A 22,490-nucleotide genomic window follows, 5' to 3' on the forward strand; every position below is an offset into this window, starting at 1 on the left:
TGCGGCCCGCTAGCGTTCGCCCATGCAGATTCTTCTCATCCCCGGCTTCTGGCTCGACGGCGACTCGTGGGGCCCGGTCACGCGCGATCTCGAGGCCGCGGGCCACACGGTGCACGCCCTGACCCTGCCCGGCAAGCGCCCCGGTGACACCGACCTGGCCGGCATCGGGCTGCGCGATCACGTGGATGCTGTGCTCGCGGTCGTCGACGGGCTGCCGGGCCACGTGGTGCTCGTCGGGCACTCCGGCGGCGGAACGATCGCGTGGGCCGTCGCCGACGCACGGCCGCAGCGCATCGCCCGCGTCGTCACGGTCGACGCGATCCCCATGCCCGCCGGCACGTGCATCAACGACGAGCTGCCCGTCGAGGGCGATGCCGTGCCGCTGCCCGACTGGTCGCTCTTCGAAGACGAAGATCTCGTCGATCTCGACGACGAACTGCGCGCCCACTTCCGAGCCATCGCGAAGCCGGAGCCCGTGGGCGTCGCGCACGAGCCGACGCGTCTCGACGACGAGGCGCGGTTCGCGGTGCCGGTGACGATCATCGCGTGCGAGTTCCCCGCCGCGCTGCTGCACCAGGCGATCGGCAACGAGCGCGAGTGGGCGGGCGAGCTCGCGCGCATGCAGCAGCTCGACATCATCGAGCTGCCCACCGGCCACTGGCCGCAATTCACGAAGCCGGCCGAGCTCGCGCGCAGCATCCTGACCGCCATTCAGCCGTAGCGGGTGCCGCTGGGCTCCGTGGCTTAGGCGGCCGTGGCGATCTGGTCGGCGTCGAGGATCGTGTAGCTGTAGCCCTGCTCGGCGAGGAAGCGCTGGCGGTTCTGCGCGAAGTCCTGATCGACGGTGTCGCGGGCGACGAGCGTGTAGAAGCTCGCCGGAATACCGCTCTGCTTCGGCCGCAGCAGCCGCCCGAGGCGCTGCGCCTCCTCCTGCCGCGAGCCGAACGAGCCCGACACCTGGATGGCGACCGTCGCCTCCGGCAGGTCGACCGAGAAGTTGGCGACCTTCGACACGACGAGCACGGGCGTGCGGCCGTCCCGGAACTCCTGGAACAGCCGTTCGCGCTCGTCGACCGGGGTCGCGCCCGTCAGCTGGGGCACGCCGAGCGCCTCGCTGAGCTCGTCGATCTGGTCGAGGTACTGCCCGATGATCAGGATGCGCTCGCCCTCGTGCTGCTTCACCAGGCGCTGCACGACCCCGAGCTTGGCCGGTGCCGTCGCCGCGAGCCGGTAGCGCTGGTCGTCGGCGCTCGCCGCGTACTCGAGCCGCTCGGTCGGGGGCAGGTCGATGCGCACCTCGAAGCAGCTCGCGGGCGAGATGTAGCCCTGCGCCTCGATCTCCTTCCACGGGGCGTCGAAGCGCTTGGGCCCGATGAGGCTGAAGACGTCGCCCTCGCGGCCGTCCTCCCGCACGAGCGTCGCCGTGAGGCCGAGGCGGCGGCGGGCCTGCAGCTCGGCCGTGAGCTTGAAGACGGGCGCCGGCAGCAGGTGTACCTCGTCGTAGACGATGAGGCCCCAGTCGAGGGCGTCAAGCAGGGCGAGGTGGGCGTACTCGCCCTTCCGCTTCGCGGTGAGGATCTGGTAGGTCGCGATCGTGACCGGCTTGACCTCCTTCACCTGCCCCGAGTACTCGCCGATCTCGTCCTCGGTGAGGCTCGTGCGGGCCAGCAGCTCGGCCCGCCACTGGCGCGCCGAGACCGTGTTGGTGACGAGGATGAGCGTGGTCGTGTCGGCCTGCGCCATCGCGCCGGCACCGACGAGGGTCTTGCCGGCGCCGCAGGGCAGCACCACGACCCCCGAGCCGCCGACGAAGAACTGGTCGATCGCCTGCTGCTGGTAGGGCCGTAGGCCCCACGCGGCGAGGTCGAGGTCGATCGGGTGCGGAGTGCCGGGCGTGTAGCCCGCAAGATCCTCCGCCGGCCAGCCGATCTTCACGAGCTCCTGCTTGATCTGGCCGCGCGCCCAGGGCGCGAGCTCGAACGCCGAGTAGTCGATGCGCCGGGTCAGCAGCGGGGCCACCTTCTTGTTGGCGGCGATCTCGGTGAGCACAGCGGCATCCGTCGACCGCAGCACGAGGGTGCCCTCCTCATTGCGCACGATGATCAGGCGGCCGTAGCGGCCCACCGTCTCAGTGATGTCGATCGACACCGACTGCGGCACGGGGAACTTGGCGTACTTCTCGAGCACGGCGAGCATCTCGTCGGCTTCGTGACCGGCGGCGCGCGCGTTCCATAGGCCGAGGCGCGTGATGCGGTAGGTGTGCACGTGCTCGGGCGCCCGCTCGAGCTCGGCGAAGACGGCGAGCGCGTGGCGGGCCTCATCGGCCTGCGGGTTGGCCACCTCGAGCAGCACGGTGCGGTCGCTCTGAACGATCAGGGGGCCCTCGGGATTCATAACGGGCCAGTCTAGGTGGCGCGGCTGAGAGCGCCCGCGCGCCCCCTACTCGAGCGGTTCGAGCGCCGTGATGCTCGACACCGGCAGCGTGCGCTCGATGTCGGCGGCCTTGTCGCGCCCGCGCACCCGGCCGGCGGCGATGCCCGTCGGCTCGAGGTCGAACGAGCGCTCGCTGCCGTCGGGCAGCCGCACGGTCGCGCGCAGCGACAGCTTGCCGCGCAGCGCGAGCTCCCACTGCCGGGCCACCCACGCCGAGTCGCCGTCGACACCCACCGTCGAACCGCTGCGGATGCGCGCGACCGCTGCCGCCACCGAGTCGTCGACGACCGTGGGCGCGGGGCGGCTGCGCGTGCGGCCGGGGCGCTCGGGGGTTGTCGTGCCCTCATCGGCCGCCGCCGGGTAGCGCGCGTCGATCAAGGTCCAGAGCACGACATCCGTATCGAAGCGGCTGACGGCGCGGTGCGGGCCCACGCGACGCAGAGCGAGGGATGCCGTGGCCGCGTCGACGAGGATCGTCTCGAGCAGCAGCGGCTCGTCGCTGCGCACCCCCGTGCGGGCGCCGAGCTCGGCCGCCTCGTCGGGCTCGAGCGCGCCGACGCGTACGGCGCCGTAGCGGCGAGCCGTCTCGTCGATGAGGTAGGCGAGCGGCTGCGGCACGCCCGTCAGCGAAATGCTCGCGAGAAACTGCGAGAGCCCCGCCGCGGTCTCGCCCATCGCGATGGCGCGCGTCACACTGTCGGCCGTGATGCGGTAGCGGCCCGCCAGCCCCGAGCTCTCGACCTCGGCCACTCGGCGCAGTCGCTCGTCGATAGCGCCCGCGAGGGGGCCGGGCGACACAATCGTGAGGTCGTGCTGCAGGTACACCTGCTCGACCTCGGCCGGTACGAGCGGGGCGAGCACGGCCGCGGCCGGCTCGGCGCCCTCTGCCACGAGCACGCGGCCGATGCTGCTCGGGCGCCCGTCGACCGCGATACCCAGCCGATCGGCCTGCAGGCCGCGGCGTCGCAACCGCGCCAGGAGCGCCTCGCCACCCGCCGGGTAGAGCCAGTCGAGGAAGTCGGCGAGCCCCGCACCCCAGCGCGAATCGGCGCGCTCGGCGAGCAGCGCCACGAGTTCGGCGGGCAGCGCCTCGCGCCAGGCCGCGGCGAGAGCGCTCCAGCGCGCCGCGAGCAGGCCGCGCCGCCACGTGTCGCCCGCCTCGGTCGGGCGCGTGAACCCCGCCTCGTCGTCGATGAGTCCCGCGAGCGCCGCCAGATCGGTCAGCGTCGCCACGTCGTCGAGCTCGCAGCCGGCCGCCGCCGCGAGCCGCTTGGCGTCGGGCAGCGAGAGTCCGCCGCGGGCCAGCAGCCGCGCGGGAGCATCGGCGAGCGCCAGCACCACCTCGGTCACGGCCGTCGTCGTCGTGAACGCCCGCTCGGCCGCGCCGCGGTCGAGAAAACGGCGGTCGGCGTCGTCCACGGGGGCGAGCACCGCGGGAGGTGCTGCCGAGCGCAGCTCGGCGGCGCTCGGCAGGCCGCGTGCGGGCCAGGCCGCGAGCTCGGCGGCGACCGCCGGCCACACGATCACGCGGGTTCCGTCGTGGTCGGCGAGCAGAGCATCCAGTGCCGGAGCCAGCGCCTGCAGCACCTCGTCGGGCGTGCGGTCGAGGCGGGCAGCGAGCTCGCCCGGCGTCGCGCCATCGGGGTGCTCGGCCGCCGTGGCCAGCGCCGCGAGGGCGCGCCGAGTGAGGCCCGACAGGGCGATGGCGAGTGCCGCCGGGTCGAGCAGCGCCTCGGCGAGGTCGAAGACATCGCGCAGGCTCGCCGGGGCGATCGCGCGCTCGCGGATGACGCGCGCGACGACCGCGTCGTCGAGATCGCGCAGTCGCACCGCGAGGGCGAGAGAGGCCGCGCTAGTTGCCGGCATCCTTGGCGGCTCGCCCCCGGCGCACGGCGCTGACGACGAGCAGCACGATGATGAGCACGAAGCCGATCGGCAGGCCGATGAGGGGCAGCACGGTGACGGCGGGCCAGATTCCCGACGTGAAGTCGTCGCGTTCGAGGCCCATGCCGGTGGCGACGATGAGAGCGATGAACGCCGCCAGGCTCAGCACGATGATGCCCGCCACCATGTAGGCGAGCACGCGTTCGACGCGGTTGCTCATCACGAACGATTCCTCGGGCACCCCTCCAGACTACGGGTCGGCACCGACCCCGATGTACCCCGCGTGCTGGGGGTGGGGTCGGCCGGGTACCCTTGGAGGTTGGATCAACTCTCGAGGAGTGCGCATGCCCACCGGCAAGGTCAAGTTCTACGACCAGGACAAGGGATTCGGCTTCATCGCCAGCGATGAGGGCGATGAGGTGTTCCTGCACGCCTCGGCGCTGCCCGAAGGCGCCGTCGTCAAGGCGGGCACCAAGCTCGAGTTCGGCATCGCCGACGGCAAGCGCGGTGCCCAGGCCCTCTCCGTGCGCATCCTGGATGCGAAGCCCTCGCTCGCCCGCGCCAACCGCAAGTCGGCCGATGACATGGCGATCATCGTCGAAGACCTCGTCAAGCTGCTCGACGGCATCGGCTCGAACCTCAAGCGAGGCCGCTACCCCGACGGCGACCACGGCAAGAAGATCGCGGCCGTGCTGCGCCGCGTCGCCGACGACCTGGAGGGCTAGGCCCCCGTGGCGCGCGCTTCGAAGAAGGCGGCCGCGACGGCCGTCGCGCCCGACGCCGCCGTGTCTGATGCCGCGGTGTCTGATGCCGCGGTGTTTGATGCCGCGGTGTCTGACGCCGCGGTGCTCGAGCCGATCGCCCGCCAGGCGCTCGGCGAAATCACGCGGCCGGCGAATGTCGGAGCCCTGCGCGACGTCGTCGTCGCCGACGATGTCGCCACCGTTCGCTTCGCCACCACCCAGGGCGGCTACCTCGGCTGGTTCTGGACGGTCTCGATCGCCGTCAACCCCGGCCTCGAGCCGAGCGTGCTCGAGACCGAGCTGATGCCCGCGGAAGGCGCTCTTCTCGCGCCCGAGTGGGTGCCGTGGGCCGACCGCCTCGAGGAGTACCTCGCGCAGCAGGCGCTCGAGGGCGCCGATGACGAGCTGGACGGCGACCTCGACGACGATGAGCTCGACGACGACGACGACCTCGACGACGACGACGATGACGACGACGACGAGGACGGCGTCGGCGATATCGACGGCGGCCACCTCGCTGATGATGAGGCGGATGCCCTCGACGACCACCACGACGAGCACGACCTGCACGGCGACGACGGCGACGACGTGTTCGACGGCGTCGACATCGACCTGCACCTCGACGACGAGCCGCCCGCGCCGTAGCCGCGCCGGGGCCGACTCTCTCGCGAGAGTTACCGTTCATGGCACGAGTCGTGAAACGTTCACCGACTCGTGCCACTTTCGGCGCCAACCAGTCCCGAGTTCGGAGTCCTGGGCTCTGACCGCGACAGGCGCTCCTCCACCGCGCTCGCGTCCGCTCACGAATGCGCTGGCCTAGCGTCAGCGGCCCGTTGTCTTCGGGGCGCCGTGGCACGGTGCGGCCATGAGCCCCCTCGAAACGCTGCCGAACTTCATCCGACTTCCAGAGCAGGTCGACCAAGGACTCCGGTCTCATGGCTACCGTTCCGTCAAGAGGGGCGAGTTGGTGCGACTCAGTCCCGGAACGTACGTCTCGTCAGCTGACTGGAGCGAGCTCGGACCCGACGCACAGTATCTCGCGCTCATCAGCGCTGCGCTCGACCGCATCCATGCAACCGAGGTGCTGTCGCACTGGTCGGCCGCCGCGCTCTGGCAGTTGCCGATCATCGGCCAATGGCCGACCACCGTTCACGTCACGGCTCCGGCCGATGCTGCTCGGCGCTCGACGACGATCTTGACCCGCCATCGCCGCGGGCTCATCGATCCCGCCACGAGCGTCGATCGAGTGCCTCTGACGTCGCTCGCCGAAACGGTCGTCGACATCGCCCGCGTTGCGTCGTTCTCGACGGCCCTGGCCATGGGGGATGCTGCGCTCCGGTACCACGATCAGCAGGCGCCATCACCGCCGAGCGCGCGAGCGTTTCGCCGCGAGCTGATGCGAGTCCTCGAGGGGACCGTCGAACGTCGAGGCGTCGCGCGGGCGCGACGAGTGATCGATGCCGTCGACGGGAGTGCCGACCGACCCGGTGAGTCGCTCTCGCGAGCAACGATGATCGAGGCGGGCGTGCCTCTACCGGAGCTGCAGCACCGCATCGTGAGTGCGAGCGGGAAGGTGTACTACCTCGACTTCTACTGGCCGCAGCAGAACATCGGGGCCGACTTCGACGGGCGCATCAAGTATTTCGACCCGGCCTTCAGGGGTGGACGCTCTGTCGAACAGGTCGTCTACGACGAGAAGGTGCGAGAAGACGACGTGCGGCTCGATCTGCGCGGCTACGGGCGTTGGGACTGGACGGTTGCGGGTTCGCACAGGCTCTTGGTCGAGCGACTTCGGCGCATCGGTCTGCGGTGGTGAGAGGGGCTCTCTGTGGCGTGAGTCGTGAAAGGTTTCGCGACTTGTGCCACGAATGACACCGCTCGCGGAGAAAGGGCGGGGGAAGGAGCGGGGAGCTGGGAGAGCAGCGCGGCTAGCGGCGGCGGGAGACGAGCAGGCCGGCGATGCCGAGCACGAGCCCGACGGCGATCGTCGTGAGCACGCGGGCGGGGTCGAACGGGGTGGGCGCGGCGAGCATCCCGAGCACGATCGCGAGGCCGATGAGCCAGCCGCCGAGGCCGATCGCGAACGCGAGCGCGTCGTTCGTGACCGCGGGCTCGGGCTGCGGCCGGCGCTCGTCGTGCGGAACGTAGAGCCTCATGCGGCTCAGTCTGGCAGGGTCGCGGCGCGCGGGCGAGCCGGGCGGGGTGCGGGGGCGAGCGGCGCGCGCGTGGTGCGCGGAGGTGCGGGCGACCGGGCTGGCGTGGTGCGGGATGCGCGGGATGCGCGGGGCGAGCGGCGCGGGCGACCGGGCGCGCACGGCGCGCGCCCGCGCGGCTCAGCTCGCGAGCGCCTCGAGCACGTAGTCGATGCTGCGCGTGAGCTGGCGCACGTCGTCGGGCTCGACGGCGACGAAGGTGGCGATGCGCAGCTGGTTGCGTCCGAGTTTGCGGTAGGGCTCGGTGTCGACGATGCCGTTGGCTCGCAGCACCGCGGCCACGCGCGCCGCGTCGACCGAGTCGTCGAAGTCGATCGTCACGACGACGGGCGAGCGGTGCGCGGGGTCGGCGACGTACGGCGTCGCGAGCGGGTGCGCCGAGGCCCAGTCGTAGAGGTGCCCCGAGCTCTCGGCGGTGCGGGCGCCGGCCCAGGCGAGGCCGCCCGAGGCGTTCATCCACCGCAGCTGGCTGTCGAGCAGCACGAGCGTCGCGAGGGCGGGCGTGTTGAGCGTCTGGTCGAGGCGCGAGTTGTCGATCGCCGCGGTGAGGGAGAGGAACGGCGGGATGTAGCGGTCGGTCGCGGCGATCGCGTACGCGCGCTCGATCGCCGCGGGGCTCATGAGCGCGATCCACAGCCCACCGTCGCCGGCGAAGTTCTTCTGCGGCGCGAAGTAGTAGACGTCGGTCTCGGCCACATCGAAATCGATGCCGCCGGCGGCGCTCGTGGCGTCGACGACAGTGAGCGCATCCGGAGCCGTGCCGAACCGCCGCACGGGCGCGCTCACGCCCGTCGAGGTCTCGTTGTGCGGATAGGCGTACACGTCGACGCCGTCGACGACCTCGAGCGAGCCGCGCGTGCCGCCAGGCGTCTGCACGACGTGCGGCGCCTCGAGCCAGGGCGCCGAGGCCGAGGCGACGAACTTGGATCCGAACTCGCCGAAGTCGAGGTGGGCGCTGCGGCGGGCGATGAGGCCGGCGGCCGCGACATCCCAGAACGCAGTCGAGCCGCCGTTGCCGAGCACGACCTCGTAGCCCTCGGGCAGCCGGAACAGGTCGGCGAGCCCGGCGCGCACGCTGCCGACGAGGTTCTTGACCGGCGCCTGGCGGTGCGAGGTGCCCAGGATGCTCGCCGCCGCCGCGAGGTCGGCCAGCTGCTCCTTCCGCACCTTGCTGGGTCCGCACCCGAAGCGTCCGTCGGAGGGCAGCAGCTCGGCGGGAATCGTGATGTCGGCCATGCCTCAATCGTACTGAGCGCCTGCCCGGCCGATCGCCGGGCGCGGAGGCGTGCATCCCCGTCGATTAGGCTAGGCAAGCCTGACTGCCACCCGTTTGCTCGAGCCCGAGAGGAGGAGCCGTGACCGACCTCGTCGACACGACCGAGATGTACTTGCGCACGATCCTCGACCTCGAGGAGGAGCAGATCGTGCCGCTGCGCGCGCGCATCAGCGAGCGTCTCGGGCACTCGGGCCCGACGGTGTCGCAGACGATCTCGCGCATGGAGCGCGACGGCCTCGTGCGCGTCGAAGGCGATCGGCACCTCGAACTGACGCCGGGCGGCCGTGAGAAGGCGGTGGCCGTGATGCGCAAGCACCGGCTGGCCGAGCGGCTGCTCGCCGACGTGATCGGTTTGGACTGGGCGTTCGTGCATGACGAGGCCTGCCGGTGGGAGCACGTGATGAGCGAGCAGGTTGAGCGCCGCATCATCGAACTGCTCGGCGAGCCGACGGAGTCGCCGTACGGCAACCCGATCCCGGGTCTTGAGCACCTCGGCGGCTCGGCCGCCGACGCCTTCCTCGACGGTGTCGTCTCGCTTGCCCATGCCGCGGCGGCCGGTGTGCGCACGGGCACCATTCGGCGCCTCGCCGAGCCCGTGCAGGTCGATCCCGATCTGCTCCACCAGCTGCGCGAAGCCGGTGTGGTGCCGGGTGCGGAGGCCCGCATCCGCCCCGAACCGAATGGCTATGTGAGCGTCGAGGTGATCGGCCAGGCGGAGGGGATCGACCTGCCCGCCGAGATCGCTCAGCACATCTACGTGGCTGAGTGACTCCTGACCACTAGATGTGGTTCTGCGCGTCGTTTTGTCACGACTCGGTAACGTCGCGTACACTCAACCAGTTGCTTGGCCACACCCAACCGGTCGGCGACTCTGACGCAGGACGCTTCGCACGCCCGTCTCCTGCATCGGACCGTGGATAACACGAAAGCGGACGGGCCACGCGATGTGAGTGGCGAAGCGCAGGAGGTTTCTCTCTTGGATCACAGCTCTACCTCGTGGAAGCGCTCGCTTCTGAACATCGGCGCCATGACCGCGGCAACCGCGATCGTCGCTACTCTGGCTCTTCCGGGCACCGCGATCGCGCCCCCGGCCAACGCCGAGTCGAACGCTAGCGCTGAGGCTGTTGCTCAGCTGCAGGCGACGGCGTCGCAGGAGATCGAGCTGACGGCCGAGGAGGCTGTCGTCGTCGACGCGACGCGCGCCGAGTTCGGTGCGACGGACCCTGCGGCCCTGCGTCGCGCGCAGCTCGCTGCCGAGCGCGCTGCCGCGGCTGCCGCCTGGCGTGGCCCGTCGGTCAGCGACTTCCTCGCCAACCCGCCGTACCCGAACTTCAGCCTCGACCGTGTCGTGCAGGTGGCGCTGCAGTACCAGGGTGTTCCGTACCGCTACGGCGGCGCGACCCCGGCCGGCTTCGACTGCTCGGGCTTCGTGCAGTATGTGTACGCGCAGTTCGGCGTGTCGCTGCCGCACTCGGTGAGCGGGCAGGATGCCGCGGGCACGCGCATCTCGCGGGCCGACGCCCGCCCCGGCGACATCGTCATCATGCCCGGGCACAACGGCATCTACATGGGCAACGGCACGTTCATCGACTCGCCGCGCGCCGGCGGCGTCGTGAGCGTGCGCCCGATCTGGACCGACAACTACTGGATCGTGCGCGTCGGCATCTGATTGTCACCGGATTGTCACCTCTTCTGGGTTAGCCTTGCCTCGTGGTGCCGCACGGGCACCCGAGGAGTGGCCATGAGTGAGCGACGCGACATCCAAACCGTGGATGCGCGCGCCGTCTTTCGCATAGCCGCCCGCGCCCGCTGGATCGCGCCCTGTCGCGGTCTGGCCGAAGTGAGCACTGCCGCCTGACGGCAGTGCTTTTTTTGTGCCCGAAGGGGCAGCGGCTCGGCCTCGCACCGTGAGATGCCACGACCCGGATAGAACGCCCGCAGGCCATGCGGGCCCGTTCGACAGGAGCCGTCAATGCGCACTCTCGTTCTCAACGCGGGCTACGAGCCCCTCGCCGTCGTGTCGTTCCGCCGAGCTCTCGTGCTCGTGATGAACGAGAAGGCGACGGTGCTCGCCTCCGATGGGGAGCATCCGGTGTTCGGCATCGACGGCCGGTGGGACCGCCCGAGCGTCATCGTGCTGCGCCGTTATGTGCGCGTGCCGCACTCGCGTCAAGTGCCGCTCACCCGCCGCGGCGTGCTGCGGCGCGACGGCAACCGCTGCGCCTACTGCGGCGGCAACGCCACGACCATCGACCACGTCATGCCGCGCTCGCGCGGGGGCGCCGACTCGTGGGAGAACCTCGTGGCGTGTTGCCTCAAGTGCAACAACATCAAGGGCGACCGCACGCCGGCCGAGATGCGCTGGCAACTGCGGGTGGTGCCGAAGGCACCGCACGGCACGGCCTGGCTGGTGCGCGGTATCGAGCGCCCGCTGCCCGATTGGAACGAGTACCTGGCGCCGCTCGCCGCATGATCGCGGGATGCGCGCCGTGCGCTGCGCCGCGCGTCGGGTGATTCGGCTCGGGGCCCGGAAGCCTCCCCACGCAATGTGACGTTCGCGGCATGTGCCGCGAGAGGCACACAGCTCATGACGGGTGCGGCAGTATGGCGACATGCGGATGCTGGAGTCGGAGAAAGCAGTTCTGAACGCTGCTGAGGCCGTGGCGCGCACACTCGGGTCGAGTGGAGATCACTCGGTTGCCGCAGCCGCGATGGACATCGACGGTCGCATCTACACCGGAGTGAATATGTACCACTTCACCGGCGGGCCCTGCGCGGAGTTAGTGGTTCTCGGGGCCGTCGCCGCCTCGGGCGGCAGGCCGATCATGACGATGGCAGCTGCTGGAGATGGCGGCCGCGGTCTCATCGCGCCGTGTGGACGTTGCCGGCAGGTGATGCTCGACACCCACCCGGACGCAATCGTGATCGTTCCGACGACTGCCGGCCCACAGCCGCGAACTCTTCGGGCCCTCCTCCCGGACACGTATCGCTTTCCGGACGCGATGCCCCCACGACTCGTTCGCTTCAACCGTCGCTATGCCGAAGCTATCCAGTCGGGGGCGAAGAGAATGACGATCCGATTCGATGACCCGCTCTCTGTCGGCCCTGCGACGCTGATCTTTGAAGACCACCCGGAGTTCCTGTCGCTAGCGGCACGCGTGGAGTCGGTTAAGTCAGTGCCGCTGAATGAATTGACCAGCGCGCACGCGGCGGCTGAAGGCGCCGACTCGGTGGATGACCTGCGTGACGGTCTCCGCAATCACTACCCAGGCTTGCCCGACGATGCGGTAGTCGACGTCGTCGAGTTTCACCTGCAGCTGCCCTGACGAGCGCGACGCATCCAATCTGGAATCTGACGGGCTCGTCGACCACAATGCGACCATGAGCGATGCGGATGACGCCGACGCGCGAGCGCGGTTCGAGAGCGCCCTGGCGACCGAGTACTTCGTGCTGCAGGGTGCCTCGGGCGCCACGATCTCCGAGAGCAGCAGCCGGTCGTCGCTCTACATGGTGTCGCTCTCGAGCAGCCTCATCGCACTCGGCTTCGTGCTGAACGCCTCGGCGGAGTCGTTCCTCGCCTTCGCGGCCGTGGTGCTGCCGGTGCTGTTTCTGCTCGGCACCTTCACGGTCGTGCGCCTCGTCGACACGAGCGTCGAGAACGTGCGGGTGCTGCAGCAGATGGCGCGCATCCGGAGGCATTTTGCCGGCATCTGGCCGCCCGGCGCGCACCTCTTCGGCGTGGTCGAGACCGAGGTGGGCGAGGCGAGCCGGTCGCTCGGGCTGCGGCGGGCGAACCGCCGCGCGGTCTTCTTCACGATGGCGACGGTCATCGGCGCGGTCAACGCCGTCGTCGGCGGGGCGATCGTCGTGCTCGTGCTCACGAGTCCGCTCGGGCTGCCGACGAGCGTCGCGGTGATCGCGGGCGTGATCGCGGCGGTCGCGCTCAGTGCGATCGCCGTGGGGTATCAGCTGGCGCGGTTCGCGCCGCTCTTCCCGCGCGAGAAGTCCTAATCCCGGGCGCCGAGCATGCCCCGCAGGGCGTCGACCTGGCGCTGCACGAAGTCGCGCGAGACCGCGGCCGTCGGCTCGGCCGCGTCGAAGCCGTGGTACGCGCCCGGGATGACGTGCAGCTCGGTCTGCACGCCCGCCGCCGCGAGCCGTCGCGCGTATTCCACATCTTCGGAGTGGAAGAGGTCGAGCGTGCCGACGCCGATCCACGTCGGCGGCAGGCCGCTGAGGTCGGTGCGGCGCGCCGGCACTGCGCGCTCGAGGGTCGCTGCGTCGAGGGGCGTCGCGGCGGGGCCGTTCGCGCCCGCGCCGAGGTACATGCCCCAGCCCAGGCGGTTGCTGGGGCCGTTCCAGAGGCGCAGCATGCGCGGGTGGGCGGCCGCGGGGGAGTCGGTGCGGTCATCCAGCATCGGATACGCCAGCACCTGCCCGGCCAGCGCGATATCGCCGCGGTCGCGGGCCATGAGGGCGAGGGATGCGGCGAGGCCGCCTCCGGCGCTCTCGCCGATCACGGCGATGCGTGTCGGGTCGACATCAGGCTGCGCGGCCAACCACTGCAGGGCGGCATAGGCATCGTCGAGCGGCGTCGGGTAGGGGTGCTCGGGCGGCATGCGGTAGTCGACGCTGATGGCCACCGCTCCGAGCTCGTCGGCGAGGCGCCGGCAGAGTGGGTCGCCCTGGGTGGCCGAGCCGATGATGAGGCCTCCGCCGTGCAGGTGCAGGATTCCCGGGCGGCGTTCGCCGGCATCCATCACTGCTGGCCGGTGCACGCGGATCGTGACCCCGTCGCCCAGGTCGATGAGTTCGCCACCCTTCGGCGGGCGGCCACGCCCGATACGAGTGAGCGCCCGCAGCAGTCGGCGGTTGCCCCGCGTGGCCGACGTGCGCGGCATGAACCGCGCGCGCGTGAGGTCGGGGTGGAAGGCGGGGGAGTCGTCGGTGACCATGCCCCGAATCTAGTTCGCGGCGGGGCTACCCTGGCGGCATGCCGGTGAGCCGCTTCGAAGCCCCGTTGACAGGCGGGCATCCGAACTCGCTCGGCAACACCGTGAGCGTCGTCGACGAGGTGCTGGCCGATCGGGCGCTGCTCGCCGAGCTCGTAGCCTGCTATCGCAGCGAGGATGCCGTGGTGCGGCTGCGCGTGTCGAGCGCGGTCAAGCGCGTGGCGCAGCAGCGGCCCGAGTGGGTGGCCGAGCACCTCGACGACTTACTCGGCTGGGTGGCCCAGATCGACCAGGCTTCGACCAAGTGGACGCTCTCGATTCTCTTCGTGCTGCTCGACGACCACATGACCCCGCCGCAGCGCGACGCGGCCATCGCCCTCATGCAGGCAAACCTGCACTACGACGACTGGATCGTGCAGAACACCACCGCCGACTCGCTCGCCCACTTCGCCCGGGAGCGCCCCGAGCTGGCCGCGTGGCTCGTGCCCGAGCTGCGCGCGCTGGCCACGAGCCGACTCAAGTCGGTGCGCGGTCGCGCGGCCAAGTTGCTCGCGTCGCTCGGCGCCCCCTAGCCACAACCCGGCGAATACACTGGATGCACCGCCTCTGTAGCTCAATGGAAGAGCAGTTCCGTCCTAAGGAAAGGGTTGGGGGTTCGAGTCCCTCCAGGGGCACTGGGGGCCGATTGCGGAAATGTCGGATCTCGATTGCGGAAATGTCGCGGTCTGACCTGCCGCGGCCCGCCACCGCAGGCGCTCGATGGCCCTTGAGGGGACAGGGTGCCGACATCTGGCGGACAGGCTCACCCGACGCTGTCTCGACCTACGACGGAAGGTGACTCGCGTGAGGGACACGGGCAAGACGTATCGACCCACCCTGTGTCCGATCAGGTGCGGCGCGGTCACCCGGCATATACGTCACGACGACGGACGATGGTCGCGGTCCGCGCGGTGCCGACAGTGACGATCTCTGATCTGCCGCCTCCGCTTCGCAGGGCTCAGAGCATCGATCCGAGATCTGAGCCGAGTGAAGGGTACGTGGCGGTCACAGACTTCAACTGCCTCGTCGTCAAGCCCAGCTTCATCGCCATGCCGAACGTGTTGATGAGCTCGGAGTATCCGTGCCCGAGAAGGTGAGCTCCGAGCACCATGTCTGTGGCCGTGTCAATCACGATCTTCGCCGCAGATTCCGTCTCCCCGACCCGGTAACTGGAGTACCAATCGCTGGTATCGGTGAAGCGGACGTGGACATCGAATCCCTGAGCGCGCGCCTCGTCTTCCAGTAGCCCGACCCGATTCAGTTCGGGGATGCTGAAGACGGTGGTAGGCACGCCGGTGTAGTCCGGCGCGGTGGTCGTGCCGCGGAGCATGTTGGACGCCGCAACTTTGCCTTCGAACACGGCGACTGGCGTGAGGGGGCGGCCTGCTGTGTCGGCGGCGTCCCCTGCGGCGAACACGGCCGGATTGGTGGGGCTCTGCAGGTGGTCTGCAACCGTCACGCCGCGCGAACCGTAGGCGACCTCGGCCGCCTCTAGATCCAGGTCGTCTAGCGCAGCGACTCGACCCGCGCCGTGAACCACCAGGTCCGCATCGATCGTCGATGTCGTTCCGTCGGTCGCAACGAGGACCACGAACCCCGCCTGCCGCGGCTCTACCCGGTCGACCGAGGTGTTTCGCAGAACGCTGATGCCCGCTTGCTCGCTGCGTCGCACCAGCCGCCGAACGAGTTCTTCGTCGAATCCGCGCAACGGTCTCGGGCCGTGGTCGAGGATGATGCACTCCGCGCCTGCTCGTGCGGCAATGTGAGCGAACTCGAAAGAGATGAAGCCCCCTCCGACGAACACGATCCGCTTCGGGAGCCTGTCGAGGTCGAGGAACGAAGTGCTATCGATGACATGCTCAGCGCCCGGGAACTCGAGTGTCCTGGGTCGCGCTCCGGTCGCAACCAGGAACTTCTTCGACGTGTACACCCTGTCGTCGATTCGGACCTCCTGCCGACCAACGAACTGCGCCTGTCCGTGCAGAGTCGCCACGTTGTTGCCGATCAGCTCCTCCTCCAGAGCTGCCGGGATTCGCTCTGTGAATCGGCGCTTACGTCGCACCAGATCCGACCAGTCGATGCTGGTCTCGCCGTCATGGGTGCCGTCGCCGTCGAGCAAGCGGGCGGCGTCGATGATCTCGGCGCCGCGGCGAAGGATCTTCTTTGGATCACACCCCCGCAGGGCGCACGTCCCGCCGTACGGCAACTCGTCTACGATCGCAACCCTCCATCCCTGCGCGGCGCACTTGTTGGCCGCCGAAGTCCCTGCCATCCCTGCGCCGATAACGATGAGGTCGTAGGCGTCGCTCATCGGTCGAACCGTCCTGCGGCATCGATGGCGGCGCGCAGTTGCTCGAGAGTAGGCGATCCGGCGAGCCCGCTCGGAGTCCGGTAAACGCGGCAGGCAAGGCCGGGCGTCGAGTCGGGTAGTTCGAACAGCGGTCTCCCGTCGATGAGGAAGGACGGCGATCCGTAGAAGCTCGAAGCATCCGCTTCGGCGGGAGTGGCGATTCGCTGCGTCCTGACTTCTAGGCTCGGGTTCTCACGCGCGAGCACCTGCAACAGCTCATCGGCTTTGGTCCAGTTGGGGCATCCGTCGAAGTACTGCAGCGTGATCTCCATGGCCCGACTGTAGACATTGCAGTGGAGTACAAGGTCAAGTGGTTCGATAGGACGCATGCGAATAGGTGACCTTGCCGAGGCTTCGGGAGTGAGCGCTCAGACGATCCGCTTCTACGAACGGGAGGGGCTCCTGCCTCCTCCTCACCGCGAGGCGAACGGGTACCGCCGCTACCAGGACGGCGCTGCCGCACGCATCCACTTCATACGTTCAGCGCAAGCTGCCGGGTTGTTGCTGAGCGAGATTTCGGATGTGCTCAAGCTACGCGAGTCAGGCCAGGCGCCCTGCTCTCACGTGGAGTCGCTCCTAGACGAAAAGCTCACTGCGGTGCGCGCCCGACTGCGCGAACTTGCTCAGATGGAGGATCAGCTCGTCGCGCTCATCGACTCCGGAAAGGACGTCGACCCGATGTCGTGCTCCGAAAGCGGCATCTGCGACATCATCCCCGTCAACTAGGGCCGTGAGCCGCTGGATGCGACACAGGCGAACGGGCCGCCCGCCCGGTGCGCTGGGTCTCTCCAGCCGGAACGGAACGAGAAGAGGTGGTCCGTGCCGTGACTCTAATGGGATATCGTCGAGCCTCCGGTGGGATGCGCCCGATGTTCGATTGCAGAAATAGGCCATCTCACGCCGGACCGGGGCGGTAGCTGGGTCATTCCGCAATCGCCCCACTGGTATTCCGGTCGGGTATTCCGCTCGGCGAAGCTCCTCGTCACGCCTGCGCTCGCCGAGCTCGTCTTCGCCCCTGCCTCTTGCGGGGAAGTCTGTCGTTGGCGAGGAGACCGATCTGGTCAGTCAAGCGTTCAATCACGCGCCTCGAAAAGCCTTTACGCTGATACCCCCCTGGGGTATACTGAGGTGAGAAGCCCCTGCGGGTAAGGAGAAGCAATGCAGCATCACGATCACCATGTCCACCCTTCGACAGCATCAGCGACCACGCCGGAGTCGAAGCTTGCGGTCTGTCCTGTGATGCCCAACACCGTGGTCGTGAAGAGCGACTCGGAGGAAGCGGGTCTCTACCGAGATTTCCAGGGGCAAAGGTATTGGCTGTGCTGCGAGGGATGCGTCCTCCGCTTTGACGCGGATCCGGAGAAGTTCGCGGCATCCGCTGAAACGCTCCCGTCTCCCCACGAAGTGATCCGACGACGAGCCGCGTCCGAAGAAGAGCACGCCCATAATGACCACACCCACCATGAGCATGGTGGGCATCAGTCCTCGGGCCACTCCGCGATGCAACACGGTGCGCACGCTGGCCACGGTGGTCACGCTGGTCACGGTGATCACGTGGGTCAGTTCCGACGTCTCTTCTGGATCATGTTGGTGCTCGCAGTACCAGTGGTTGGGCTCTCGAGCATGTTCGCCATGCTTCTTGGCTACGAACTCCCTGATTGGCCTTGGGTGACCTGGGTTTCGCCGCTGCTCGGTTCGGTCATCTATCTCTGGGGTGGTCGGCCCTTCCTGGTGGGAGCAGTCTCGGAGATTCGATCCCGCAAGCCTGGAATGATGCTGCTCATTGGACTTGCTATCACCGTGGCGTTCGTCGCGTCGCTCGGCGCAAGCCTTGGGCTGCTTGATCATCAGCTCGACTTTTGGTGGGAGCTTGCACTGCTGATCGTCATCATGCTCCTTGGCCACTGGATCGAAATGCGTTCCCTCGCGCAAACGACATCGGCGCTTGACTCGCTGGCTGCTTTGCTTCCTGACGAAGCGGAAGTCGTCGACGGAGATCAGTTCCGCACTGTCGCGCCGGCGGATCTGGAACTCGGCGACGTGGTGGTGGTCCGTCCTGGTGGTCGCGTTCCGGCTGACGGCCGAGTCGTTTCGGGTTCTGCGAGCATGGATGAGTCGATGATCACCGGTGAGTCGAAGACGGTGACACGGAGTGAAGGCGAGATTGTTGTCGCCGGCACGATCGCGACGGACTCATCGATTCGTGTTGAGATCACCGCGGTGGGCGAAGACACTGCGTTGGCTGGCATTCAGCGTCTGGTTACCGAGGCGCAGAATTCGACGTCGCGAGCACAGCGGATCGCAGACCGCGCTGCTGCGTGGTTGTTCTGGTTCGCGCTTGCCGCCGGAGTCGTCACTGCGGTCGTGTGGAGCCTTATTGGTCTTCCGGAGGATGCGGTCATTCGAACTGTGACGGTGCTGGTCATTGCCTGTCCGCATGCTCTCGGTCTTGCCATTCCGCTTGTTGTTTCGATCGCGACTGAGCGAGCAGCGCGCGGGGGTGTGCTCATTAAGGATCGCCTCGCCCTTGAAAGCATGCGGACGGTTGACACCATCCTGTTTGACAAGACGGGCACCCTCACCAAGGGTGAGCCGACCGTCACTTCAGTCGAAGCCACCGATGGGATCACGGAAGATCAGGTCGTCGCGCTCGCTGCCGCCGCCGAGTCTGACTCCGAACACCCGTTGGCTCGCGCAATCGTTGAGGCGGCGCGAAGTCGCGGCATCGACGTGCCAAGGGCGAGTGGCTTCACCTCTTCCCCAGCAGTTGGCGTGACCGCGCAAGTCGACGGTCAGAAAGTTCGCGTGGGCGGGCCACACCTCCTCACTGAGGAGAACGTGACAGAACTCGAAATCGCAGATGAGTGGCGCAAGGAGGGAGCAATCATCCTCCACGTCGTTTCGGACGGAAAAGTGGTCGGGGCGCTGCGCCTGGCTGACGCGATCAGAGACGAATCTCGAGAAGCAGTAGCGGCGTTGCACGCTCTTGGACGTCAGGTCGTGATGATCACTGGCGATGCGGAAGCGGTCGCTCATACGGTCGCGGCCGAGCTCGGCATCGATCGTGTCTTTGCTGGAGTTCGTCCCGAGCACAAGGCGGCAAAGGTGCGGGAGCTTCAGAACGAAGGTCGCTCGGTCGCGATGATCGGTGATGGCGTCAATGACGCTCCAGCCCTGGCACAAGCAGACGTCGGTATCGCCATTGGTGCAGGTACTGACGTCGCCATCGCTTCGGCCGGGGTGATCTTGGCAAGCTCTGACCCGCGATCGGTGCTGTCGGTGATTCAGCTCTCGAAGGCTTCCTACCGAAAGATGAAGCAGAACCTGTGGTGGGCAGCGGGCTACAACCTCCTCTCGGTGCCGCTTGCGGCTGGTGTGCTGGCGCCGATCGGGTTCGTGCTGCCGATGTCCATCGGGGCTGTCTTGATGTCGGTTTCGACCATCGTGGTCGCATTGAACGCGCAGTGGCTGAGACGCCTTGACCTGAAACCCGAGGCGAGCGTGAAGGCCATCTTGGGTTCGCTACCCGCGCAGAAGTCGGAGGTTGCGCATGTCAGCTGATCAGGGCACCCATGGCTACCTTGCCGATAAGGAGAAGTACCTTGTTCGGCTCAAGCGCATCGAGGGCCAGGCGCGTGGTGTTCACCGCATGGTGGATGAAGAGCAGTACTGCATCGACATCTTGACTCAGATCTCGGCCCTCACAAGCGCCTTACAAGGCGTGGCCGTGGGGCTCCTAGATGAACACCTGAAGCACTGTGTTAGTGATGCCGTTCGATCTGGTGGTGACGTTGCCGAAGCCAAACTTGAGGAGGCAGCCCAAGCAATCGCGCGGTTGGTGCGCTCCTAGAACGAGGTGAGGCGTCGCAGTGGTTCAGCCACTGCGACGCCTCGACTTGTTTTCAAGTCGAGTACTAACACCCACGAAAGTGGAAGGAGGATGACAGTGAAACAACGTATAGCAATCATTTCCGGGATCGTTGCGATTCTTGGAATAAGTGTCGCAGGAGCGCTCGCGTGGATGAACCGAGCAGAACCATTCAACGATCGAGACGTTGCCTTCGCCTCGAACATGGTGCCCCATCATGTGGGGGCCCTGGAAATGGCCGAAGTAATTCTTAGCAAAGAGGGAATTCCTGCGGAAGTTCAAGAGCTCGCGGCTCGGATTGAAGCTGCGCAGCAGCCAGAGATCAACCAGATGAACGACTGGCTTAAAGCGTGGGGCACCCCGACCATGGCCGGCGGTCATGGTGGTCACTCCATGATGATGAGCGGCATGATGAGCGAGGCAGACATGATGGCTCTCGAGGACGCCCAGGGCGTTGAAGCCGCACGGCTGTTCCTTGAAGGAATGATCATTCATCACAAAGGCGCGGTAGAGATGGCCCAAGTCGAGGTCGAAGGCGGCCGGTTCCCTGAGGCTGTCGCGCTCGCTCGTTCCATCATTGAGCAACAGACCGATGAGATCGCCGAGATGGAGAGCTTGCTTGCAAACCTGTAAAGCGCATCTCTTTCCTGTTGGCTACGCTCGACGCTCATGAACGTGTGGCACGTCGTCAGTGCGGCGGCCCTTGCAGTGCCGCCGCTCTTGTGGACGAGCATTCACGCTCTCTCTCAAGAGGCGCGTCTCTGGCGACCGGGTACCGGCAAGCGCACCCAGGTTGCCGGCCTCGGAGTGCGGATGTATGGGTTGGGCGAGACGGTCGTCGTGCTTCTCGCGGGCCTCGCCTCGAGCGAACGATTCTGGGGCGAGAAGTATGACGTGATTGGACAGCGCGCGCGGGTCGTGGCCATCGACCCGATCGGATTCGGTGCTTCGATTCACCATCCGGCGCTTCAGGAGACCGTCGATGCGGGGGTGCACGTCGATGCTGTACTCGAAGTGCTGCGGACCCTCGACCTACATACTCAGCCCGTCGTGTTCGTCGGCCACTCCATGGGCGCATCCCTGGCGCTCCGGGCGGGCGCGAGACACGCACCGACGAGGGCAGTCGTGGCATTCGATGCTCCCCTGTATCGTTCTGCTGAAGAGGCCAACGACCGCATCCGGCATATGGGCTGGTTCGAGGCGCTGCTCGCCCAAGGTCCGCTCGCCGAGCGGGTGTGCCAGTGGATGTGCCACAACCGCACGGTGGCTCGCGGGGTTGCGATCGCAATCAGCCCGCAGATCCCCGTGGCGGTCGCCCGGGACTCGGTCGAGCACACTTGGTCGGGGTACATCGCAGGCTTCGACTCGCTGGTGCGCGATTCTGGCTGGTCTGACGCGCTCGTCGATCTGGCTGCGCGCAACGTTCCAGTTCGCTTGGTTGACGGTGAGAAAGACCCGGTGCAAGTTCCCGGTCGTGCCGAAGAGCTCGAGCGCGCGCACCCGAACATCACCGCGACACGCCTGCCCGGCGGTCATCGTTTGCCCCTGAGCGACCCGGAGCGTTGTGCGTCGATCGTGAGCTCTGTTCTCAGCGAATACGCTATTTCGAGTGAGGGAGATGTGAGACCATACCCCCTGGAGGTATGAGAGATGCTTCGGCGCCTGGGGTACGTACTGCTGATCGCGACGTTCGCGGTCGTCGGTATCGCCATGGGCACTCATGGCTCGACCCCCGCCGGCCACTCCACTACCGTGACGAGCTCCGTCGCTGAATCTGCAGTGCCCCTGGAGCACGACCACTCTGCGCCTGTCGCTCCTCATCTCGACGCGAACTTCTCTGACGACGAAAACTCCACGTGCGTGGATTGCGCAGGCGATCACGCCGGGCTGTTGATGGCATGTGTGTTTTTGGCGCTCATTGTGGTCATCAGCCTGGTTCTCCCTCTCGTTGCTTTTCGTCATGGGCTGCTAGCGCCGGGAGTGTCGAGGGTCGACACCACACCCCGTGGGCTTGCTGATCCGCGCCCGCCTGAGCTCACGGAACTCTGCATTATTCGTCAGTGATTCGCCGCCGGATGACCGCGTAGCCACGCCGTCATCACTGCGACCGAATAACCAACACCGACGAAAGAAGTAGAACCATGAAGAAGCCATTCGGCATCCGCGCGCTCGCGTCTGGTGCCTTCGCCCTGATCACCGTGATGGGGCTCGCTGCATGCTCGACCACCACAGAGCCACCCGAGAGCTCCGGCGCCAACATGGCAGACGTCATGTTTGTGCAGATGATGATCCCCCACCACGAGGGAGCCATCGAGATGAGCGACATCCTGCTTGCCAAGTCGGGAGTCGATCCCGAGGTCGTAGAGCTGGCAGAGCAAATCAAGGCCGCCCAGGGCCCCGAGATTGAGCAGATGAAGCAGTGGCTCGACGACTGGGGCATGCCCGCCATGAGCGACAGCATGGACGGCATGGACCACGGCGGCATGGGCGGCATGGACGGCATGGCAGGCATGACCGAAGAGGACATGCAGGCACTCGAGGACGCCAGTGGGCCTGAAGCAGGTGACCTTTTCCTCGAGCAGATGATCGTCCACCACGAGGGCGCAATCGAGATGGCGGAGGACGTCCTTGATGATGGCGAGCACCCCGGTGTGCGTGAGCTGGCGGAAAACATCATCGCCAGCCAGACTGCGGAGATCGAGCTGATGCGCTCGATGCTCGACTCCTGATGC

At 67.6% G+C, this 22,490-nt stretch carries 25 protein-coding genes and 1 tRNA gene; 17 read left to right on the forward strand and 9 right to left on the reverse strand.

Annotated features, from left to right (window positions below; translation table 11 throughout):
- The first annotated feature begins 22 nt into the window (after positions 1-22).
- The gene (locus NNL39_RS07365) at positions 23-721 is read left to right on the forward strand and encodes an alpha/beta fold hydrolase (RefSeq protein ID WP_255158448.1); all 699 of its coding nucleotides are present in this window, start codon (positions 23-25) and stop codon (positions 719-721) included.
- A 23-nt stretch (positions 722-744) separates the two neighbouring features.
- Here the strand turns inward: NNL39_RS07365 and NNL39_RS07370 are convergent, their stop codons facing one another.
- The 3 genes from NNL39_RS07370 to NNL39_RS07380 are packed head-to-tail and all read right to left on the reverse strand — an operon-like array spanning position 745 to position 4,558.
- Positions 745-2,394, reverse strand: a complete 1,650-nt coding sequence (locus NNL39_RS07370; protein ID WP_255158450.1) for a DNA repair helicase XPB — start codon at positions 2,392-2,394, stop codon at positions 745-747.
- A gap of 45 nt (positions 2,395-2,439) precedes the next feature.
- Positions 2,440-4,299, reverse strand: a complete 1,860-nt coding sequence (locus NNL39_RS07375; protein ID WP_255158452.1) for a helicase-associated domain-containing protein — start codon at positions 4,297-4,299, stop codon at positions 2,440-2,442.
- Positions 4,286-4,558, reverse strand: coding sequence for a multidrug ABC transporter ATPase (locus tag NNL39_RS07380; RefSeq protein WP_255158454.1), 273 nt, complete (start codon positions 4,556-4,558; stop codon positions 4,286-4,288). The genes NNL39_RS07375 and NNL39_RS07380 overlap by 14 nt, the downstream gene beginning before the upstream one ends.
- A gap of 103 nt (positions 4,559-4,661) precedes the next feature.
- Between NNL39_RS07380 and NNL39_RS07385 the strand changes: the two genes are divergently transcribed.
- The 3 genes from NNL39_RS07385 (at position 4,662) to NNL39_RS07395 (ending at position 6,876) form a co-directional block, all read left to right on the forward strand.
- Positions 4,662-5,042, forward strand: coding sequence for a cold-shock protein (locus NNL39_RS07385; protein WP_255158456.1), 381 nt, complete (start codon positions 4,662-4,664; stop codon positions 5,040-5,042).
- Positions 5,043-5,048: 6 nt separating this feature from the next.
- A complete protein-coding gene (locus NNL39_RS07390) occupies positions 5,049-5,705 on the forward strand; it encodes a DUF3027 domain-containing protein (RefSeq protein WP_255158458.1) in 657 nt (218 codons plus the stop codon).
- 322 nt (positions 5,706-6,027) lie between these two features.
- Complete coding sequence (locus tag NNL39_RS07395; RefSeq protein ID WP_255158460.1) at positions 6,028-6,876, forward strand: hypothetical protein; 849 nt, start codon at positions 6,028-6,030, stop codon at positions 6,874-6,876.
- A gap of 112 nt (positions 6,877-6,988) precedes the next feature.
- Here NNL39_RS07395 and NNL39_RS07400 read toward each other — a convergent pair whose 3' ends face one another.
- Positions 6,989-7,375: a hypothetical protein gene (locus tag NNL39_RS07400; protein ID WP_255158462.1), complete on the reverse strand. Its 387-nt coding sequence runs from the start codon at positions 7,373-7,375 to the stop codon at positions 6,989-6,991.
- Between the two features lie 18 nt (positions 7,376-7,393).
- Positions 7,394-8,509 (reverse strand): phosphoserine transaminase, encoded by a 1,116-nt coding sequence (gene serC / locus NNL39_RS07405; RefSeq protein ID WP_255158464.1) that lies wholly within the window; start codon positions 8,507-8,509, stop codon positions 7,394-7,396.
- 119 nt (positions 8,510-8,628) lie between these two features.
- Between serC and NNL39_RS07410 the strand changes: the two genes are divergently transcribed.
- The 5 genes from NNL39_RS07410 to NNL39_RS07430 all read left to right on the forward strand — a co-directional run bounded on the left by NNL39_RS07410 (position 8,629) and on the right by NNL39_RS07430 (position 12,560).
- On the forward strand, positions 8,629-9,318 hold the full coding sequence (locus tag NNL39_RS07410; RefSeq protein ID WP_255158466.1) for a metal-dependent transcriptional regulator: 690 nt from the start codon (positions 8,629-8,631) through the stop codon (positions 9,316-9,318).
- Positions 9,319-9,576: 258 nt separating this feature from the next.
- Entirely contained in the window at positions 9,577-10,218 is a 642-nt protein-coding gene (locus NNL39_RS07415; protein WP_255158468.1) for a C40 family peptidase, read from the forward strand.
- Positions 10,219-10,521: 303 nt separating this feature from the next.
- The gene (locus NNL39_RS07420) at positions 10,522-11,022 is read left to right on the forward strand and encodes an HNH endonuclease (protein WP_255158470.1); all 501 of its coding nucleotides are present in this window, start codon (positions 10,522-10,524) and stop codon (positions 11,020-11,022) included.
- A gap of 139 nt (positions 11,023-11,161) precedes the next feature.
- Positions 11,162-11,875, forward strand: coding sequence for an ASCH domain-containing protein (locus NNL39_RS07425; protein WP_255158471.1), 714 nt, complete (start codon positions 11,162-11,164; stop codon positions 11,873-11,875).
- A 55-nt stretch (positions 11,876-11,930) separates the two neighbouring features.
- The gene (locus tag NNL39_RS07430) at positions 11,931-12,560 is read left to right on the forward strand and encodes a hypothetical protein (RefSeq protein WP_255158473.1); all 630 of its coding nucleotides are present in this window, start codon (positions 11,931-11,933) and stop codon (positions 12,558-12,560) included.
- Here the strand turns inward: NNL39_RS07430 and NNL39_RS07435 are convergent.
- Positions 12,557-13,504 (reverse strand): alpha/beta hydrolase, encoded by a 948-nt coding sequence (locus NNL39_RS07435; RefSeq protein ID WP_255158475.1) that lies wholly within the window; start codon positions 13,502-13,504, stop codon positions 12,557-12,559. The two genes, NNL39_RS07430 and NNL39_RS07435, sit on opposite strands and share 4 nt — an antisense overlap.
- A gap of 38 nt (positions 13,505-13,542) precedes the next feature.
- On the opposite strand from NNL39_RS07435, the gene NNL39_RS07440 reads away from it, so the two are divergent.
- Together NNL39_RS07440 and NNL39_RS07445 are read left to right on the forward strand one after the other, a co-directional pair.
- Entirely contained in the window at positions 13,543-14,073 is a 531-nt protein-coding gene (locus NNL39_RS07440; RefSeq protein ID WP_255158476.1) for a hypothetical protein, read from the forward strand.
- Positions 14,074-14,103: 30 nt separating this feature from the next.
- A tRNA-Arg gene (locus tag NNL39_RS07445) sits at positions 14,104-14,175 on the forward strand.
- 323 nt (positions 14,176-14,498) lie between these two features.
- Here the strand turns inward: NNL39_RS07445 and NNL39_RS07450 are convergent.
- Both NNL39_RS07450 and NNL39_RS07455 read right to left on the reverse strand, forming a co-directional pair.
- Entirely contained in the window at positions 14,499-15,851 is a 1,353-nt protein-coding gene (locus NNL39_RS07450) for a dihydrolipoyl dehydrogenase family protein (protein WP_255158478.1), read from the reverse strand.
- Positions 15,848-16,162, reverse strand: a complete 315-nt coding sequence (locus NNL39_RS07455) for a thioredoxin family protein (protein WP_255158479.1) — start codon at positions 16,160-16,162, stop codon at positions 15,848-15,850. The genes NNL39_RS07450 and NNL39_RS07455 overlap by 4 nt, the downstream gene beginning before the upstream one ends.
- A 55-nt stretch (positions 16,163-16,217) precedes the next feature.
- On the opposite strand from NNL39_RS07455, the gene NNL39_RS07460 reads away from it, so the two are divergent.
- Positions 16,218-16,616, forward strand: coding sequence for a heavy metal-responsive transcriptional regulator (locus NNL39_RS07460; RefSeq protein WP_255158480.1), 399 nt, complete (start codon positions 16,218-16,220; stop codon positions 16,614-16,616).
- Between the two features lie 471 nt (positions 16,617-17,087).
- Here the strand turns inward: NNL39_RS07460 and NNL39_RS13045 are convergent, their stop codons facing one another.
- Positions 17,088-17,444, reverse strand: a complete 357-nt coding sequence (locus NNL39_RS13045) for a hypothetical protein (protein WP_407665178.1) — start codon at positions 17,442-17,444, stop codon at positions 17,088-17,090.
- Between NNL39_RS13045 and NNL39_RS07465 the strand changes: the two genes are divergently transcribed.
- The 5 genes from NNL39_RS07465 (at position 17,391) to NNL39_RS07485 (ending at position 22,487) form a co-directional block, all read left to right on the forward strand.
- Positions 17,391-19,451 carry a heavy metal translocating P-type ATPase gene (locus tag NNL39_RS07465; protein ID WP_407665169.1) on the forward strand — a complete coding sequence of 687 codons (2,061 nt, stop codon included), beginning with the start codon at positions 17,391-17,393 and terminating at the stop codon, positions 19,449-19,451. The two genes, NNL39_RS13045 and NNL39_RS07465, sit on opposite strands and share 54 nt — an antisense overlap.
- Positions 19,441-19,740, forward strand: a complete 300-nt coding sequence (locus tag NNL39_RS07470; protein ID WP_255158481.1) for a metal-sensitive transcriptional regulator — start codon at positions 19,441-19,443, stop codon at positions 19,738-19,740. Before NNL39_RS07465 ends, NNL39_RS07470 begins: the two co-directional genes overlap by 11 nt.
- A 96-nt stretch (positions 19,741-19,836) precedes the next feature.
- Entirely contained in the window at positions 19,837-20,391 is a 555-nt protein-coding gene (locus tag NNL39_RS07475) for a DUF305 domain-containing protein (protein WP_407665101.1), read from the forward strand.
- Between the two features lie 36 nt (positions 20,392-20,427).
- Positions 20,428-21,405 (forward strand): alpha/beta fold hydrolase, encoded by a 978-nt coding sequence (locus NNL39_RS07480; protein WP_255158483.1) that lies wholly within the window; start codon positions 20,428-20,430, stop codon positions 21,403-21,405.
- A gap of 494 nt (positions 21,406-21,899) precedes the next feature.
- Complete coding sequence (locus NNL39_RS07485) at positions 21,900-22,487, forward strand: DUF305 domain-containing protein (protein ID WP_255158485.1); 588 nt, start codon at positions 21,900-21,902, stop codon at positions 22,485-22,487.
- Positions 22,488-22,490 lie beyond the last annotated feature (3 nt).

Origin of the sequence: Microcella humidisoli, assembly GCF_024362325.1 — a bacterium.
GTDB classification, from domain to species: domain Bacteria; phylum Actinomycetota; class Actinomycetes; order Actinomycetales; family Microbacteriaceae; genus Microcella; species Microcella humidisoli.

Bases quoted from the DNA above. Each gene is read 5' to 3' on its own strand.
- NNL39_RS07480 (WP_255158483.1), top strand. From the start codon at position 20,428: ATGAACGTGTGGCACGTCGTCAGTGCGGCGGCCCTTGCAGTGCCGCCG.
- NNL39_RS07420 (WP_255158470.1), top strand. From the start codon at position 10,522: ATGCGCACTCTCGTTCTCAACGCGGGCTACGAGCCCCTCGCCGTCGTG.
- NNL39_RS07370 (WP_255158450.1), bottom strand. From the start codon at position 2,394: ATGAATCCCGAGGGCCCCCTGATCGTTCAGAGCGACCGCACCGTGCTG.
- NNL39_RS07435 (WP_255158475.1), bottom strand. From the start codon at position 13,504: ATGGTCACCGACGACTCCCCCGCCTTCCACCCCGACCTCACGCGCGCG.
- NNL39_RS07425 (WP_255158471.1), top strand. From the start codon at position 11,162: ATGCGGATGCTGGAGTCGGAGAAAGCAGTTCTGAACGCTGCTGAGGCC.
- NNL39_RS07460 (WP_255158480.1), top strand. From the start codon at position 16,218: ATGCGAATAGGTGACCTTGCCGAGGCTTCGGGAGTGAGCGCTCAGACG.
- NNL39_RS07430 (WP_255158473.1), top strand. From the start codon at position 11,931: ATGAGCGATGCGGATGACGCCGACGCGCGAGCGCGGTTCGAGAGCGCC.
- NNL39_RS07385 (WP_255158456.1), top strand. From the start codon at position 4,662: ATGCCCACCGGCAAGGTCAAGTTCTACGACCAGGACAAGGGATTCGGC.
- NNL39_RS07440 (WP_255158476.1), top strand. From the start codon at position 13,543: ATGCCGGTGAGCCGCTTCGAAGCCCCGTTGACAGGCGGGCATCCGAAC.
- NNL39_RS07470 (WP_255158481.1), top strand. From the start codon at position 19,441: ATGTCAGCTGATCAGGGCACCCATGGCTACCTTGCCGATAAGGAGAAG.
- NNL39_RS07415 (WP_255158468.1), top strand. From the start codon at position 9,577: ATGACCGCGGCAACCGCGATCGTCGCTACTCTGGCTCTTCCGGGCACC.
- NNL39_RS07375 (WP_255158452.1), bottom strand. From the start codon at position 4,299: ATGCCGGCAACTAGCGCGGCCTCTCTCGCCCTCGCGGTGCGACTGCGC.
- serC (WP_255158464.1), bottom strand. From the start codon at position 8,509: ATGGCCGACATCACGATTCCCGCCGAGCTGCTGCCCTCCGACGGACGC.
- NNL39_RS07365 (WP_255158448.1), top strand. From the start codon at position 23: ATGCAGATTCTTCTCATCCCCGGCTTCTGGCTCGACGGCGACTCGTGG.
- NNL39_RS07450 (WP_255158478.1), bottom strand. From the start codon at position 15,851: ATGAGCGACGCCTACGACCTCATCGTTATCGGCGCAGGGATGGCAGGG.
- NNL39_RS07465 (WP_407665169.1), top strand. From the start codon at position 17,391: ATGCAACACGGTGCGCACGCTGGCCACGGTGGTCACGCTGGTCACGGT.
- NNL39_RS07485 (WP_255158485.1), top strand. From the start codon at position 21,900: ATGAAGAAGCCATTCGGCATCCGCGCGCTCGCGTCTGGTGCCTTCGCC.
- NNL39_RS07455 (WP_255158479.1), bottom strand. From the start codon at position 16,162: ATGGAGATCACGCTGCAGTACTTCGACGGATGCCCCAACTGGACCAAA.